A 15530-nucleotide genomic window follows, 5' to 3' on the forward strand; every position below is an offset into this window, starting at 1 on the left:
GGGTCTTCCCCTTGCCGGCCGGTGAGGGGACCTCGTTGCGGCGCGCACCATCGATTCAACAACGATCCGGCGGGATGAAGAAGAATGCCATACTACGAATATGAATGCGGTCGCTGCGGTGTGTTCACGGCATTGCGTCCGATGGCCCGATATGCGGAGCCGCACGATTGTCCTGAATGCGGGGCCGAGGCGCCGCGCGTGCTCTACACCGCCCCCGCAATGGCCACCATGGCCTCCTCGCGGCGGATGGCCTACGCCGTCAATGAGCGGTCTCGACATGAGCCTCGTCTCGCCAGCAGCGGGCACGGGGCCGGCTGCGCCTGCTGCTCGCCGGGCAAATTGGGGAAAGGGCGCGTCGCGACCAGCGCCAACGGCGTCAAAAGCTTCCCGACGGCGCGGCCCTGGATGATTTCCCACTAAGACCGAGCCTCGATCTGGTCCCCCCCTGCAGCGCATCTCGACAAATGCGCTGCAAGTCTTTCTTTGAGCGATTTTTGATCGCGGGCTCGCGCTATGCGCGGGATCCGCTCATTTCGTCATGCCGCGCGCGAAATCGACGAAGGCACGCAGCGTCGCGGGCAACTGCCTGCGGCTGGGATAGTAGAGGTAGAAGCCGGGATAGGAGGGGCACCAGTCCTCCAGCACCCGCACCAGCCGGCCCTGGGCGACCAGCTCCCTGACCTGCGCCTCGAAGGCGAAGGCTATGCCCGCGCCATCGAGCGCCGCCTGCACGGCCAGATCCTGCTCGCCGAGCGTCAACTGCCCGTCGACCTCGACGGCAAGCTCGACGCCGTCGCGCTCGAATTCCCACGCGTAGTAGCGGCCGCTCTCGAAACGGAAGCGGATGCAGGGCAGGCCCTTCAGCTCCTCGGGGGTCGCGGGCTTCGGATGGCGCCGGAAGAAATCGGGAGAGGCGACATAGGCCGAGCGCTGCGGCGGCCCGAGCGGAACCGCGATCATGTCCCGGGCGACGACTTCCCCGAAACGCACGCCGGCGTCGAACCCCTCCGAGACCATGTCCACGAAGGCGTTATTGACGACGATGTCGACATTCACGCCCGGATAGGCGGTGAGGAAGCGTGTCACCGTCGGCAGCAGGATGATCTGGGTCGAAGCGCGCGCGGCATTGATGCGCAGGGTGCCGGTCGGCGTGTCGCGGAAGGTGTTGAGGTCGTCGAGCGCGTCGTCGATATCGCGAAAGGCCGGCGCAATGCGGGCGCGAAGCCGCTCGCCGGCCTCGGTCAGCGCCACGCTGCGCGTCGTCCGGTTGAGCAGCCGGACACCGAGATGCTCCTCCAGCGCGCGAAGGGCATGGCTCAGGGCCGATGACGTGACGCCGATCTCGTCCGCCGCTTTGCGAAAGCTCCGGTGTCGGGCAATGGTGAGGAAAATCGCGAGATCGTTGGGCTCGATGCGTTGCATTGCTGAACTATGCTCAATACTTCATGAAAAATCCAGTCGGTTATCTCAGCAGCGGAACTGCGCTAAACCGTGAGGGCAGCGGCGGGAACGCCGCTATCGAGCAAAGGAGATATCCCATGAAAACCTGGTTCATCACGGGCGTGAGCTCCGGTTTCGGCCGGGCCATCGCCGACGCGGCCTTGGCGGCCGGCGACCGTGTCGTGGGCACGCTGCGCAACGAGGAACAACGGCAGGCCTTTGCGGCGCAGGCCCCGGGCCGGTCCTTCGGCGTCATTCTCGACGTGACCGAGGATGCGAAGATCCAGCCGACGGTCGATCGCATCGAGCGCGAGGTCGGCCCGATCGACGTTCTCGTCAACAATGCCGGCTACGGCCACGAGGGAACACTCGAGGAATCGACGCTCGACGACCTGCGGCGCCAGTTCGACGTCAATGTCTTCGGCGCGGTCGCCGTGACGAAGGCCGTGTTGCCCTTCATGCGCAAGCGCCGCTCGGGCCATATCGTCAACATCACCTCGATGGGCGGCCTCATCACGCTGCCGGGCCTGAGCTTCTATCACGGCTCGAAGTTCGCGCTGGAGGGCTTGTCCGAAGCGCTCGGCAAGGAAGTGAAGGGCTTCGGCATCCACGTCACGGCGGTCGAGCCCGGCTCGTTCCGCACCGACTGGGCCGGACGTTCGATGAACCGCGCGCCGCGCGGGATCGAGGACTATGATGCCCTCATGGATCCCATCCGGGAGAAGCGGCTCGCGATGAGCGGCAGGCAGCTCGGCGATCCGGCGAAGCTCGGAGCGGCCGTGGTCAGGCTCGTGAACAGCGACGATCCGCCGGCGCATTTGCTGCTCGGCTCGGATGCGATCAAGCTGGTCGACCGGAAGCTCGCTGACCTGCGGGCCGAATACGACGCCTGGAAGGAGGTGACGCTTTCGACGGACTTCGTCGACGACAGCGCCGCCGCCAATTCCTGGGCCTGATGCCCACGCGAGGGCGAGGACGCTCGCCTGCGCACGATCAACTCTCTCCGTCACGAAAAAGGAAGCGACAATGACCACCGTCAACGCCAACCTCTCCGGCCAGTTCAAGATCGGAGACATCTCGATCAATCGCCTGGGTTACGGCGCGATGCGGATCACCGGTCCCGGCATCTGGGGGCCGCCTTCCGACCGCAATGCCGCGCTTGCCACGCTGCGCAGGCTCCCCGAGATCGGCGTCAACTTCATCGACACGGCCGACAGCTACGGTCCCGACGTGTCCGAGGAGCTGATCCGCGAGGCGCTTCATCCCTATGAGGGGTTGCTGATCGCCACCAAGGGGGGATTGACGCGCGAAGGGCCGGACCAGTGGACATCGAACGGCCGGCCCGACTATCTCATCGAGCGGGCGAGGGGCAGCCTCGGGAAGCTCGGCGTCGAGCAGATCGACCTCTGGCAGCTCCATCGCATCGACCCGCGCGTGCCGCGCGACGAACAGTTCGGCGCGGTCAAGCAACTGCTGGACGACGGCGTCATCCGCCATGCGGGGCTGAGCGAGGTCTCGGTCGATGACATCGAGGCCGCCCGCCGCGTGTTCCCGGTGGCGACGGTGCAGAACCGCTACAACCTGGCCGACCGCGGCAGCGAAGACGTGCTGGCCTATTGCACGGCCAACGGCATCGGCTTCATCCCCTGGTATCCGCTTGCGGCCGGCGAGCTGACCCGCCCCGGCGGGGTGGTCGACCGTGTCGCGCAGGCTCATGGCGCCACGGCCGGCCAGGTCGCGCTTGCATGGCTGCTGCAGCGCAGCCCCGTCATCCTGCCGATCCCCGGCACGCTCAGGGTCGCTCATCTGGAAGAGAACGTGGCGGCGGCCGGGCTGTCGCTGACGCCCGACGAAATCGCCGCACTCGACGCCGCCGCCTGAACCCCCGCAGCGTCGACGGCACAAACCGGTTTCGGCCCCGCGCCGCGCGGGGCCGACAGGAAGGAGTAACGGACATGGAAAATGCGCCTGTGGACAATGCGCCTGTATGGTTCATCACCGGCTGCTCGACCGGCTTCGGTCAAGCGCTTGCGCGGCAGGTGATCGCGCGGGGCGACCGCGCGGTCGTCACCGCGCGCGACAAGTCCCGGCTCGCCGATCTCGTCGAAGGTCACGAGACGACGGCGCTCGCCCTCGATCTCGACGTGACGCGCCCCGATCAGATCGAAGCGGCCGTGGCCGCGGCCGAGGAACGGTTCGGCCGGATCGATGTTCTCGTCAACAATGCCGGCTATGGCTACCTCGCAACCATCGAGGAAGGCGAGGAAGCGGAGATCCGCCGCCAGTTCGACACCAATGTCTTCGGCCTCTTCGCCGTCACCCGCGCGGTCCTGCCGGTGATGCGGCGGCAGCGCAGCGGTCACGTCATCAGCATCGCCTCGGTCGCGGGCTTTGTCGGCTTCCCCGGCTCCGGCTACTACGCAGCCAGCAAGCATGCGGTCGAGGGCTGGTCGGATTCGCTCGCGGCCGAGGGCAAGCCGATCGGGATCAAGGTCACCTGCATCGAACCCGGGCCGTTCCGCACCGACTGGGCCGGCCGGTCCATGACGCAGACGCCCAACCGCATCGCCGAATATGCCGAGACAGCCGGCGTCCGCTTCGCCCGCGCCACGGAGCAGAGCGGCAAGCAGCCGGGCGATCCGGCGCGCGCGGCTGCGGCGATCATCAGGATCGCCGGCGCGGACGACGCACCGCGGCATCTGGTTCTCGGCGCATTCGGCATCGAGCAGGTCACGAAACGCCTGAACGCGGCTCTCGCCGACATCGAAGCGTGGCGCGAAACCGGTCTCGCCGCGGATTTCCCGGCGGCATGAATGGCGATCGCGGCATGCAACGCCGCGCTGGAGCCGCCCGACCTCATCCTCTATGATGCCGATGCCAGCCCCCGCGTGTGCGGGGATGAACCGAGCTGGTCGAAGAATGGCCGCACCTTCTGCTGCCGTTCCCCGCCTGCGCGGGGATGGACCGACCACGCTGACCAACGCGCTGCTGGCCGAAGTCCGTTCCCCGCAGATGCGGGGATGAAGCGGCAGTCGCAGGCGTCCGACTAGATCTGCCGCGCCCCCATCCCGCGCGAGCGTCCCGTGCCTCGTTTTCCCGACGGGCCCATTTCGATAGCCGCCAACTAGACGTTTATCATAAACCAGTTTGAGGGTAGTTTCAGGGGCAAGCAAGAGCACGCCGAACGCCTGCATGGCGACAGAGACCACATGACGATGACCCATAACGACACGCCGCTTTCGCCCGACGACGTGGAACGCTTCGGCCCCGATCCGCTTGCCACGTTCCGCGCCAATCTGGCGTCGGTCGAGGCGCGGATTGCCCGTGCCTGCGCGCGTGCCGGGCGGGAGCGCGCTTCCGTGCGGCTTCTCCCCATCACGAAGACGGTGCCGGCCCACATCCTGCGATTCGCCTTTGCGGCCGGCATCCGCGCTTTCGGCGAGAACAAGATCCAGGAAGCAGCCGCGAAGCGCGACGCGTTGGGTGATCTCGCCATCGACTGGAGCATCGTCGGGCATCTCCAGACCAACAAGGTCAAGCATCTGACCCGCTTCGCCCACGCGTTCCACGCGCTCGACAGCCTGCGGCTCGCCGACCTGCTCAACGCGCGGCTGGAACGGGAAGACCGCTTCCTCGACGTCTATGTGCAGGTCAACACCTCCGGCGAGGAGAGCAAGTTCGGCCTGCATCCCGACGCGCTCCTGCCGTTCGTCGAGACCCTCGACCGGTTCCCGCGGTTGAAGCCGTGCGGGCTGATGACGCTCGCGCTGTTCAGTTCCGACATGGCGAAGGTGCGGCCCTGCTTCGCGCTGCTGCGCCGTCTGCGCGACGAGGCCGTCAGGCGCAACCCCGCGCTGACCGGGCTGTCCATGGGCATGTCCGGCGACTTCGAGGAAGCGATCGAGGAAGGCGCGGACGTCGTGCGCGTGGGTCAGGCGATTTTCGGCACGCGTCCCACCCCCGACCACCACTACTGGCCGCCGGCAACCGGGGCCGATCGACAGGGAACGCCATGACCTTTCCACGCGGACTATGCGCCTTTCCGATCACACCTGCCGACCACGCCGGCCGCGTCGACACGGCGGGTCTGCGCCGGCTGGTCGCCCGGCTGTCGGCTGCGTCGGTCGATTCCGTCGGCCTGCTCGGCAGCACCGGCATCTATATGTATCTGACGCGCGAGGAACGGCGGCGGGCGCTCGAGGCGGCGCTGGAGGAGACACGCGGCCACACGCCGGTCATCGCCGGAATCGGTGCGCTGAGGACCGACGACGTGATCGGGTTCGCACAAGATGCCCGCGCCATCGGCGCCGCGGCCGGGCTGCTCTCGGCCGTCTCCTACACGCCGCTCACCGATGACGAGGTGTTCGAGCATTTCGCGGCCGTGGCGCGGGAGAGCGGCCTGCCGATCGTCATCTACGACAACCCCGCCACGACCCACTTCCGGTTCACGCCGGCGCTTGTCGGCCGCCTCGCCGGCGTGCCCGGCATTGTCGCGATCAAGAACCCCGCCGGGAGCCCCGAGGAAACCGCAAGCCGTCCGGCCGAATGGCGTGCTTTCCTGCCGGATGGCTTTTCGATCGGCTGCAGCGGCGACTGGACGGCGACCGAGACCATGATTGCCGGCGCCGACACCTGGTACAGCGTGCTCGGCGGCCTGTTTCCGGAGGTCTGCGGCAGGATCGTCAGGGCGACCCGGCAAGGTGACGCCGCCGAGGCGCGCCGGCTCGACGCCGCGCTCGCGCCGGTGTGGGATCTGTTCAGGCGGTTTTCCGGCCTGCGCGTCGTCTATGCGCTCGCCGAGCAGCTCGACATCTGTCGCACGGAGCCGCCACGGCCGATCCTGCCGCTTCCCGATCCGGCGAAGCGAGAGGTCGCCGAAGGGGTTGCCGAAGCCCTGGCACGCCTGCAGGCGGACATCACATAATGACCGGACCCACCACCATGACAAGAACCGCACTCGCCATCCGCCATGTCCATTTCGAGACGCTCGGCACGTTCGAGCAGGCGCTGGAGGAAGCCGGCTACACGCCCGGCTATGCCGATGTCGCTACCGGAGGCCTTGCCGATGTCGATCCGCTCGCGCCCGATCTTCTCGTCGTTCTGGGCGGGCCGATCGGCGTCTATGAGACCGAGGCCTATCCCTTCCTCGACAAGGAACGTGCCCTTATCCGGACCCGGCTCGACGCCGGTTTGCCGATCCTCGGCATCTGCCTCGGCGCGCAACTGATCGCCGCGGCCCTCGGCGCCGGAGTGGGGCCGACCGGCGTCAAGGAGATCGGCTTCGCTCCGGTCGACCTCACCGAGGCCGGGAAGCGCGGCCCCCTGCGCCACCTCGCGGGCGTACCGGTGCTGCACTGGCATGGCGATGCGTTCGATCTGCCCGCGGGCGCCGAGCTGCTCGCGACCACTGCCATAGCCAATCAGGCGTTCTCGATCGGCGCCCATGTGCTCGGCCTGCAATTCCATCCGGAAGCCGACACCGGCCATGACCTCGAGGCCTGGCTGATCGGCCACGCGGCCGAGCTTGCCGGCGCCGGCATCGACCCGAGGCGCATCCGCGCCGATGCGCGCACGTTCGGCCCCGCGCTGCGCGACGCTGGCCGGGCCGCCTTCGCGGAATGGCTGTCGCAGCTCTAGGCGCCGGACGCCGGAGGCGCTTCGTCGGCCGGTGGCGGGGTGGGGGCGCGTGCCAGCACGAAGTCGTGCTCGACCTCCCAGAACGGCGACTTGAAGCCCAGTTCCCCGGCGCGCTGCGGGTCGTCGATCTGCCGGAATTCCGCCAGCAGGCTCTCCTTGACGCCGAAGACCGCATCGGAATTGATGTAGGGGTCGTCCGGATCGAAGATATGCGTGGTCAGGGGCTCGTAGCCGTCGGCCTCGATGATGTAGTGCAGATGGGCCGGGCGGTAGGGATGGCGGCCGAGCGCGCAGAGCAGCTTGCCGACGGTGCCGTCGTCCGGAATCGGGTAGTATTTCGGCTTGACCGCCCGGAACCAGTAGCGCCCGTCCGCCCCGGTGCGGAAGACGCCGCGCAGGTTGAAGTCGGGCTGAATGCCTTTCTGCTGCACGTCGTAGAAGCCTTCGTCGTTGGCCTGCCAGACGTCGATCACCGCCCCGGACACCGGTTGGCCCTCCGTGTCCAGGATGCGGCCGGCGATCACCATGTCCTCTCCCTTGCCGTCGAGGCAGATGTTGGCGCCCATCGGCAGTTCCGGCGCGTCGGCAACGTGGAACGGGCCGAGCACCGTGGACTCCGATGCGCCCGACGGCTTTCTGTTGTTGATGGCATCGACCAGCATCGACACGCCGAGAACGTCCGAAAGCAGGATGAACTCCTGACGCCATTCGTTGCAGAGCTGTCCCGTCCGCGTCAGGAACTGGATGGCCTGAAACCATTCCTCCTGTGTCGGCTCGATCTCCTTGACGGCCTCGTGCAGCTTGCGGGTGATCACCTCCATCACGGTCTTCAGCCGTTCGTCCCTGGCGTTGACATTGCGGCCGGTCACGACCTCCACCGAGTTCTGTTCGACGAAGAAGCCTTTCTCATGGGCTGCGGTCATGTCACTCACCTGTCCGGGCGGTTTTCGGAGCGCGGCCGCCGCAATGGCGGGGCGCATCGGCTATTTGGCGGACGACTCAAGCTGCCGGCCTTGTTCCCTCCCAGGCGCGCTGGAGGAGCTCTCTGACGGACGCCCGGTCGATCGGGCGGGGATTCGCGTAGGGCTTCGACAGGGCGATCTCGGCGGCGCGATCGAGGTCGGCCGCCGAGACGCCGACATCCCGCAGATTCGCCGGCGCGCCGACCGAGCGGGCGAAGTCCCACAGGCCCGAGCCCAGTTTGCCGCCGAACAGGTCGGCTGCCGGCGACAGCAACGTTGCGGCCGCGGCCTCGTTGAAGGCCACGGTATGCGGCAGCATGATCGCATGCGTTTCGGCATGGGGCGTGTCGAAGCTGCCCCCGAGCACATGGCAGAGCTTGTGGTGAAGCGACATGCTCACCGCCCCCAGCACCGTCCCGCACAGCCACGCGCCATAGAGCGCGCCGGTGTGTGCTTCGGGATCGGCGGGGGAGGCCACGACGCGCGGCAGCGCATCCCGCATGGCGCGCAACCCCTCCACCGCCATCAGGCTCGTCACCGGGTTCCTGTCGGGCGCGTAGAGCGCCTCGGCGGCATGCGCCATGGCGTTCAGCCCGCTGGTCACGCTCATGGCGACCGGCAGGCCGAGCGTCAGGTCGGGATCGTAGACGACCACTTCGGGCAGCACTTTCGGATCGCGGATGGTCGTCTTCTCCCCGCGCTCGGTCTGGCCGAGGATGTCGGTCACCTCCGAACCGGCATAGGTGGTGGGGACGACGATCTGGGGCAGGTCGGTGCGCAGCGCGATCGCCTTGCCGAGGCCGGTGGTGGAGCCGCCGCCGAGGGCGATGAGGCAGTCGGCGCCGGCGGCCCCGACCGCCGCCAGCGCGGCCTCGGTGACATCGACCGGGGTGTGCATGGCCGCGCCGGCGAACGTGCCGGCGGCCCGGCCGCCGAGACGCGCGGAGAGCGCTTCGGCGCCCGCGGCCTGCTGCGGTGTCGACAGCACCATGGCGCGATGCAGCGACAGCCGTTCCATCGCCCGGTCGATGCCGTCGATCGAGCCGCGGCCGAAAATGACGGTGGCCGGCCGCGCAACGTAGGTGAACGGCTCGATCATCCCATCCTCCCGCCTGTCCGGACGGACCCGGCCGCGCCGGCAGGCGGCGGCTCGGCCCCGCGCCACCGCCTGGACGAACCGCCGCCTTCGAGACGCAGTTGCTGGCGGATGTCGGACACGGCCTTGGCCAGGACCGCGAGGCATTGGCTGCGCACGTCGGCGTTGAAGCGAGCGACCGGCATGGCGATATTGATGGCGGCGAGCGGAATGCCCGACGCACTGAGAATCGGCCGCGCCACGCCCGCGATCCCGATGGTGAATTCCTCGACCACCTGGGCGTAGCCGTCGCGCCGGGCGGCGGCCAGTTCCCGTTCCAGTTCCTCCACGGTCACGATCGTGTTGGGCGTGATCGGCTGCAGCACGGTGCGTTGCAGATACTCGCGCAGCATCTCTTCGGGCAGGTGGGCAAGCAGCGCCTTGCCGCCGGATGTGGCGTAGAGGGGTGCCGAATCGCCGAGCTGCATGTGATAGAGCAGACGCCGGGGGCTGGTGACGCAGGCCACCACCTCGGACCTGTCGCCCTTGATGAAGTTCAGCGCGCAGGATTCGTGCGTCTCGGCCGTGATCCACGACAGGATCGGCTGCGCCACCGAGATCAGGTCGTTGCCGTCATGAATGCGCGTGGCGAGGCTGGCAATGGCAGGACCGAGCCCGTATCCCTTGCTCTCCGCCGAGTAGGTGAGATAGCCGCGGCGCACCAGCGTCTTCAGAAGCTGGGTCAGGCTGCTCTTGGGGATGGCGAGTTCGCGGGCGATCTCGGTATGCGTCTTCTCCGCATCCCAGCGGCCGAGATACTCGAACAGGTCGAGCACGCGCGTCGCCGATTTGACCGCACCGGCCTCGGCCGCAATGACGCGGTCGGTGTCTTGCGCGATCGTCTCGTCCTTCATCATGCGGTTCCTCGCTTTCCCGGCCTCGCGGCGCGGCCTGCAGGGATATCGCGTCCCTGCAGCGATGCCGTCGGCCATCTCTCCGGGACCCTGGCCGTATGCCCCGGCGACATAGTGCCGACTAGCTTTACATGAGGAACTAATTCACGTAAATAAACAATTACTCGGCGGACCCGCCGGGCGATCAGCAGGGATCATTGGGACAAGATGCAGGATATCAGAAGCGAGCGCGACGCCATTCGCGACCTGATCGAGAACTGGGTCGTATGGCGTGACGCCGGCGATTGGGAACGCTTCCGCACCGTCTGGCACGACGACGGACGCATGATGGCCACCTGGTTTCAGGGCACCGCGGACGAGTTTATCGCGGTCAGCCGCAAGGGGTTCGAGAACGGCGTCCGCATCCTCCATTTTCTCGGTGGCACGTCCATCGACCTTGCCGGGTCGCGGGCCATCGCGCAGACCAAGATGACGATCAGCCAGCGCGCGCCGGTGGAGGATGTCGAGTGCGACGTGGTGTGCACCGGCCGGTTCTACGACTTTCTCGAGAAGCGCGGGGACCGCTGGGGCGTGGTCCTGCGCCAGCCGATCTACGAGAAGGACCGGCTGGATCCTGTCGACCCGGCCCGGGTGCCAAAGCTGGACGCGGCGCTGCTGAGCAGCTTTCCGGAGGGGTACCGTCATCTTGCTTACTTGCAGACGGGAATCGGCTACAAGGTGAAGCCTGACATGCCGGGGCTGACCGGCCCGGAGGTCGAAAGCCTTTATCGCAGCGGCAGGGCCTGGCTGGCGGGGGGCGCGGTCAACTGACCGGGCGGCCGGGACTTGCCGGCGCGGCTTGGGGCTGGAGCGTCCAATGTCCGGAAACGGGAGCCTGCCATGACGGGCGATATCGAGGTGATGGCGCTGGCCATGCTGGCGGCCTTCATCGTGGGTCTGTCGAAGGGCGGCCTCGCCAATGTCGGATCGGCGGCCGTGCCGATCATGGCGCTCGTCATGCCGCCGCTCGCGGCGGCGGCGATGCTGTTGCCTATCTATATCCTCTCGGACGTGGTCGGCGTCTGGCTCTACAGGCGCAGTTATTCCCGGCGCAATCTGGCCATCCTGATCCCGGCCGGGCTGGCCGGGGTCATCGTCGGCTGGGCCGTCGCGTCGCGCATGTCGGATGCCGTCGCCGGGCTGCTCGTCGGCGTCATCGGCATCGCCTTCTGCCTGCACTTCTGGCTGCGGCGCAGTTCTGCCCAGGCCAGCAGGGCGGACGTGCCGCGGGGGCTTTTCTGGGGCACGCTGACGGGCTTCACCAGCTTCATAACCCATTCCGGGGGCGCCACCTTCCAGATCTATACCATGCCGCAGCGGATGGAGAAGCTGGTGTTCGCCGGCACCTCGACCATTCTCTTCGCCACCATCAACGCCGCCAAGCTCATCCCCTACTGGCAACTGCAGCAGATGGACCTTCGGCCCTCGACGCTGGCGCTGCTGGTGCCGACGGCGATTGCCGGCACCTTCTCCGGCGCCTGGATCACGAAGACGATGCCGACAGAGGCCTTCTTCCGCTTCATCCAGGCTGCCCTGTTCCTGATTTCGGTGAAGCTCGTCTTCGACGCGGTCCGGACCCTGGCTTGACGGGCAGTCCGGCGTCCGGCCGGGCAGTCTCCCGCCCGGATCAGCAACTGGCAATCAGCGCTTGGCCCTGCGTTCCAGCAGCCGTGCCGCGGCGCGCAAGGCGATGGGATAGCCGACCGGGCCAAGACCCTCGACCATGCCGGTGGCGGCGAGCGAGACGTAGGATTTGTGGCGGAAGCCCTCGCGGCGGGATCTGTTCGACAGGTGCAGTTCGATGATCGGCCCGTCGAAGGCGAGCAGGGCGTCCATGATGGCGATCGAGGTGTGGGTGTAGGCGCCGGCATTGATGACGATGGCGGCCGCATCGGCGCGCGCCTCGTGGATCCAGGAGACCAGTTCGCCCTCGACGTTGGACTGGCGGAAGTCGACCTCGATGCCGAGCGTCGCGGCCTCCGCCCTGGTCGCCGCCTCCAGGTCGGCGAGCGTATCGTGGCCGTAGATCTCGGGCTGGCGCGTACCCAGCAGGTTGAGATTCGGGCCGTTCAGGAACAGTACTTTCGCCACCTCGCTCACCGTCTCCTCCTCTCGGGAATGTCGTCTCTTGGGAATGTCGTGCGTCGATGCGCCGGCATCAGAGTCGGCCTGCCTCGGCGAGCAGCCGGCGCGTTGCCCGGCCGCATAGCTCCGCCCGTTCGGCCACCGGCCGGTCGTCGTGGCGTGCGCAGGGCGCCTCGACTGCGATGGGGATGTCCGGCGGGAAGGCATCGAGGAACGCCTTGAGCGGCAATTCGCCTTCGCCGGGATAGAACCTGCCGCCGCGCCCCTCCGCCCGCAGGTTGCCGGGTTCGGGAGGTTGCGCCGCCGCGTCGCAAAGATGCAGGTAGGCGAAGAGGCCGGGATCCATCGCCGCCACCTCGGCCGGCGTGCCGCCGGAGCGGAAGAGGTGCAGCGCGTCGATGAGCAGCGTCGCGTTCGCGCCGCCGGCCTGGCGCAGCGCTGCCGCCCTGGCGAGCGTGTTCACCTCGACATAGGACATAGGCTCCAGCGCGACGCCGAGGCCGAACCCGGCCGCCTCCGCGCACAATTGAGCGAAATTGTCGCGCAGCCGCGCCGGTTCGGGATCGTTTCCGACCACCAGCAAATGCCGCGCGCCCAGCCTGGCGCCGACCTCCAGCGCCGGCCGCAGCGCCGCCACATCGGTGTGCGGCATCAGCCACACCGCCTCGACGTCGAAAATGCGGATCCCGGTGGCGGCCAGCGCGCCCGCGATCTCGCGGATGGCCTCCGGCCGGCCGACCACGGGGACGATCCTGTCGGTCGGCAGCGGCGGCACGATGCGCAGCCCGACCGCGTCGAAACCTGCCGCGGCGGCCGCCTCGATCAGTTCGGGCGGGGTGGCGTCGAGAACCGTCAGATGGGCAAGCGAGAGCATCGCGGATTTCGTCATGGGAGCCTGACGGACCATCCATCTTCATTTTCATGAACGAGTTCAGTATACGGAATTTTAGCCAGACGTCAACGCGCCCGCCTGAATAAGCCCTTCGCCGGAGAGGGGCCGGCCCTACCGGTGCGTCATGTTCTCGCGTGTGATGACCTCGATCGGGATCCCGCCGCCGGCAGCGGACATGGCGCCGTCATGGAGGCAGCGGAGCCCGACGCGGGCGATCTGCGTCATGTTCTGATGAATGATGACGTCCGCGCGGCCGTCCATCAGATAGGTCTTGGTCAGGGGGCAGAGGTTGTGGCCGATGGTCACGCATTGTCCGGTCCTGCCTGCCTCCGACAGGGCCTGGACGACGCCTTCCATGCCGGCGCCGACACAATAGGCGCCGACGAAATTCGGATTCGCCTCGGCGACCTTCAGCACCTCGCGGTAGTTCCGGGCCGTATCGTCGTTGCCGGTGATCAGGTCCAGGACCTCGAGCTCGGGGAACTCCGCGCGCAGGATGCTGCGGAAGCCGAATTCGCGCTCCTCGTGGCAGCGGTAGAGCTGGCCGCCCCAGATGACGGCGACCTTGCCCGGCCGCCTGGAGAGCCGGCCCATCAGATATCCGGCCGTGCGGCCGGCGGCGCGGTTGTCCATGCCGACATAGGCGAGCCGCTCGACCCCGCCTATGTCGGAGCACAGCGTCACGACGGGGATGTTCCTGGCCGCGAGCAGGGAGACCGCCTCGCGCACCACCTGATGGTCCAGCGCCTGGAAGGCGACGCCGTCGCTGCCCCTTGTGGCGCGCTCGCGCAGCACTTCCGCAAGGGCGAAGGGGTTCATGCGCTCGACGAACTCCCTGCGCAACTGGACCCGCATCTTGTCGGCGAAGCCCTGCATCTCCTTGGCGAGAAAATCGGTGGAAGCGCCGGCCATGGCCGGCAGGATCAGGTCGAAGACGCCGAACCGGTGCCGCTGCGGCCGCGCGTGCAGCCCGCCGCCGCTCTCCCAGAGCTGGATGGCCTCCTGGACCTTCCTGATCGTCCGGCTCCTGACGCCGCCGCGCTCGTTCAGAACGCGGTCGACGGTCGCCGTGCTGACGCCGGCCAGCGTGGCGATCTCGGCAATCCTCGGCTTTTCATTCATGGCCCGTTTCTCCGGCTGCCGGTTCGCGCCGCCGTGGAATCCCGGCAGCGGGAAGCGGCTTCACTCCTGAACAACGCGACGGCAGGTGTCACCCTCCGGCCTCCGGCACAGGCCGTGGCGATTCGCAGAAAACCATCAAATGATCGTCATTCTCGATGGATGATGTCATCATCAAGGGTTGATTTCAATCAGGATCGGCCCAATCCGGCCAGAGACGCATTTTACACCGGACGCATTTTGCACCGCAAACTTCCTTCAGAATTTTGATGTGCGCTGCAAACAATGATGCATCAATTATTGATTGATGACATCAAATGATACTGGCATGATGAAAAGAATGTTGACATGATGAGCTTGGCTCGTTAATGCTAATGGTTAATATATAAACAAGTTCCTGATATAGAACAAACGCCATTCGCGTCGCCGGGGGGAAGAAGATGAAAAAGGTGGGCGTCATCGGTCTTGGCGACATGGGCAGCGGCCTCGCCAGGAATCTGATCGGGGCTGGATTCCGGACGTCTGGTTACGACCTGCGCAAGGACCGGCTTGATGCGCTCGCGGCGATGGGCGGCACACCGGCCGGCAGCCCGGCGGAAGTGGCCGAGGGCGCCGACGCTGTCTTCGTCATGGTGCTCAACGGCGCCCAGGCAAAGACCGTCATCTTCGGCGACGACGGATTGGCCGCCCGCTTCAAGCCGGGCTCCACAGTCATCATGACGGCCACGATCAAGCCCTCGGAGGCGCGCGACATCGGCGACAGCCTGGCGGCCAGGGGATTGCGCATGATCGATTCCCCGGTGAGCGGCGGCTTCCCGGGCGCCCAGTCCGGCACGCTGACGATGATGGCGGCGGCGCCCGCGGACGTGCTTGACGAGCACCAGTCGCTGCTGCAGGCCGTCGGCAAGAGCATCTTCCATGTCGGCACGGAGCCGGGGCAGGGCCAGACTGTGAAGGCTTGTCTGCAGGGCCTGATCGGCTCCATCTTCACGGCCACGTTCGAGGCCGTCGTGCTCGGCGCCAAGTCCGGCGTTCCGGCCCAGGTGCTCTACGATGTGTTCAACGCCTCCGGCGCCGGCAACAGCATCACCAGAAACGCGCTGGAGAAAATCATGGACCGTGCCTTCGTCGGCACCGGCAGCCATCTCGGCACCATGTACAAGGATCTCACGATCACCATGGACCACGCCCGCGAGTTCGGCGTGCCCATGTTCACCGCCGGCGCCGCCATGCAGCTCTTCCAGGCCGGCATCACCAAGTTTCCCGGCGAAGACAACTGGGCGGTGACGAAGATCCTCGAGGATATCGTCGGAACCACCGTCCAGCGCTGACCGGATGTTCCCGGAGCATCGGCCCGGAAGGCGCAT

Annotated in this window: 17 protein-coding genes; 10 read left to right on the forward strand and 7 right to left on the reverse strand. The window is 67.2% G+C overall.

What is annotated here, in order from left to right:
- The first annotated feature begins 84 nt into the window (after window positions 1–84).
- A complete protein-coding gene (locus ACUSIJ_RS22915; RefSeq protein ID WP_449310745.1) occupies window positions 85–420 on the forward strand; it encodes an FmdB family zinc ribbon protein in 336 nt (111 codons plus the stop codon).
- Window positions 421–528: 108 nt separating this feature from the next.
- On the opposite strand, the gene ACUSIJ_RS22920 is transcribed toward ACUSIJ_RS22915, so the two are convergent.
- Window positions 529–1422 carry a LysR family transcriptional regulator gene (locus tag ACUSIJ_RS22920; RefSeq protein WP_449310746.1) on the reverse strand — a complete coding sequence of 298 codons (894 nt, stop codon included), beginning with the start codon at window positions 1420–1422 and terminating at the stop codon, window positions 529–531.
- Between the two features lie 116 nt (window positions 1423–1538).
- Between ACUSIJ_RS22920 and ACUSIJ_RS22925 the strand changes: the two genes are divergently transcribed.
- From ACUSIJ_RS22925 to ACUSIJ_RS22950, 6 genes are all read left to right on the forward strand, one after another.
- Window positions 1539–2396 carry an oxidoreductase gene (locus tag ACUSIJ_RS22925; protein WP_449310747.1) on the forward strand — a complete coding sequence of 286 codons (858 nt, stop codon included), beginning with the start codon at window positions 1539–1541 and terminating at the stop codon, window positions 2394–2396.
- 70 nt (window positions 2397–2466) lie between these two features.
- Window positions 2467–3321 (forward strand): aldo/keto reductase, encoded by an 855-nt coding sequence (locus ACUSIJ_RS22930; RefSeq protein WP_449310748.1) that lies wholly within the window; start codon window positions 2467–2469, stop codon window positions 3319–3321.
- 74 nt (window positions 3322–3395) lie between these two features.
- Window positions 3396–4253: an oxidoreductase gene (locus tag ACUSIJ_RS22935; protein ID WP_449310749.1), complete on the forward strand. Its 858-nt coding sequence runs from the start codon at window positions 3396–3398 to the stop codon at window positions 4251–4253.
- A gap of 402 nt (window positions 4254–4655) precedes the next feature.
- Entirely contained in the window at window positions 4656–5456 is an 801-nt protein-coding gene (locus tag ACUSIJ_RS22940; protein WP_449310785.1) for a YggS family pyridoxal phosphate-dependent enzyme, read from the forward strand.
- A complete protein-coding gene (locus ACUSIJ_RS22945) occupies window positions 5453–6364 on the forward strand; it encodes a dihydrodipicolinate synthase family protein (protein WP_449310750.1) in 912 nt (303 codons plus the stop codon). Before ACUSIJ_RS22940 ends, ACUSIJ_RS22945 begins: the two co-directional genes overlap by 4 nt.
- Before the next feature lie 17 nt (window positions 6365–6381).
- Window positions 6382–7077 carry a glutamine amidotransferase gene (locus ACUSIJ_RS22950; RefSeq protein WP_449310751.1) on the forward strand — a complete coding sequence of 232 codons (696 nt, stop codon included), beginning with the start codon at window positions 6382–6384 and terminating at the stop codon, window positions 7075–7077.
- Here the strand turns inward: ACUSIJ_RS22950 and ACUSIJ_RS22955 are convergent.
- From ACUSIJ_RS22955 to ACUSIJ_RS22965, 3 genes are all read right to left on the reverse strand, one after another.
- Complete coding sequence (locus ACUSIJ_RS22955) at window positions 7074–8000, reverse strand: intradiol ring-cleavage dioxygenase (protein ID WP_449310752.1); 927 nt, start codon at window positions 7998–8000, stop codon at window positions 7074–7076. The genes ACUSIJ_RS22950 and ACUSIJ_RS22955 overlap by 4 nt on opposite strands.
- 76 nt (window positions 8001–8076) lie before the next feature.
- Window positions 8077–9138 carry a maleylacetate reductase gene (locus ACUSIJ_RS22960; RefSeq protein WP_449310753.1) on the reverse strand — a complete coding sequence of 354 codons (1062 nt, stop codon included), beginning with the start codon at window positions 9136–9138 and terminating at the stop codon, window positions 8077–8079.
- Complete coding sequence (locus ACUSIJ_RS22965; RefSeq protein ID WP_449310754.1) at window positions 9135–10031, reverse strand: IclR family transcriptional regulator; 897 nt, start codon at window positions 10029–10031, stop codon at window positions 9135–9137. The genes ACUSIJ_RS22960 and ACUSIJ_RS22965 overlap by 4 nt, the downstream gene beginning before the upstream one ends.
- Before the next feature lie 204 nt (window positions 10032–10235).
- Here ACUSIJ_RS22965 and ACUSIJ_RS22970 point away from each other — a divergent pair, with 204 nt between their 5' ends.
- The gene (locus ACUSIJ_RS22970; RefSeq protein WP_449310755.1) at window positions 10236–10838 is read left to right on the forward strand and encodes a nuclear transport factor 2 family protein; all 603 of its coding nucleotides are present in this window, start codon (window positions 10236–10238) and stop codon (window positions 10836–10838) included.
- Between the two features lie 69 nt (window positions 10839–10907).
- On the forward strand, window positions 10908–11654 hold the full coding sequence (locus tag ACUSIJ_RS22975; protein WP_449310756.1) for a sulfite exporter TauE/SafE family protein: 747 nt from the start codon (window positions 10908–10910) through the stop codon (window positions 11652–11654).
- Window positions 11655–11708: 54 nt separating this feature from the next.
- Here ACUSIJ_RS22975 and aroQ read toward each other — a convergent pair whose 3' ends face one another.
- From aroQ to ACUSIJ_RS22990, 3 genes are all read right to left on the reverse strand, one after another.
- The gene (aroQ, locus tag ACUSIJ_RS22980; protein ID WP_449310786.1) at window positions 11709–12158 is read right to left on the reverse strand and encodes a type II 3-dehydroquinate dehydratase; all 450 of its coding nucleotides are present in this window, start codon (window positions 12156–12158) and stop codon (window positions 11709–11711) included.
- A 67-nt stretch (window positions 12159–12225) separates the two neighbouring features.
- A complete protein-coding gene (locus ACUSIJ_RS22985) occupies window positions 12226–13041 on the reverse strand; it encodes a sugar phosphate isomerase/epimerase family protein (protein WP_449310757.1) in 816 nt (271 codons plus the stop codon).
- Between the two features lie 114 nt (window positions 13042–13155).
- Window positions 13156–14166, reverse strand: a complete 1011-nt coding sequence (locus ACUSIJ_RS22990) for a LacI family DNA-binding transcriptional regulator (protein ID WP_449310758.1) — start codon at window positions 14164–14166, stop codon at window positions 13156–13158.
- A 437-nt stretch (window positions 14167–14603) separates the two neighbouring features.
- Between ACUSIJ_RS22990 and ACUSIJ_RS22995 the strand changes: the two genes are divergently transcribed.
- On the forward strand, window positions 14604–15494 hold the full coding sequence (locus ACUSIJ_RS22995; RefSeq protein ID WP_449310759.1) for an NAD(P)-dependent oxidoreductase: 891 nt from the start codon (window positions 14604–14606) through the stop codon (window positions 15492–15494).
- The last annotated feature ends 36 nt before the right edge of the window (window positions 15495–15530 follow it).

The sequence above is a fragment of the Pseudochelatococcus sp. B33 genome (assembly GCF_053570585.1).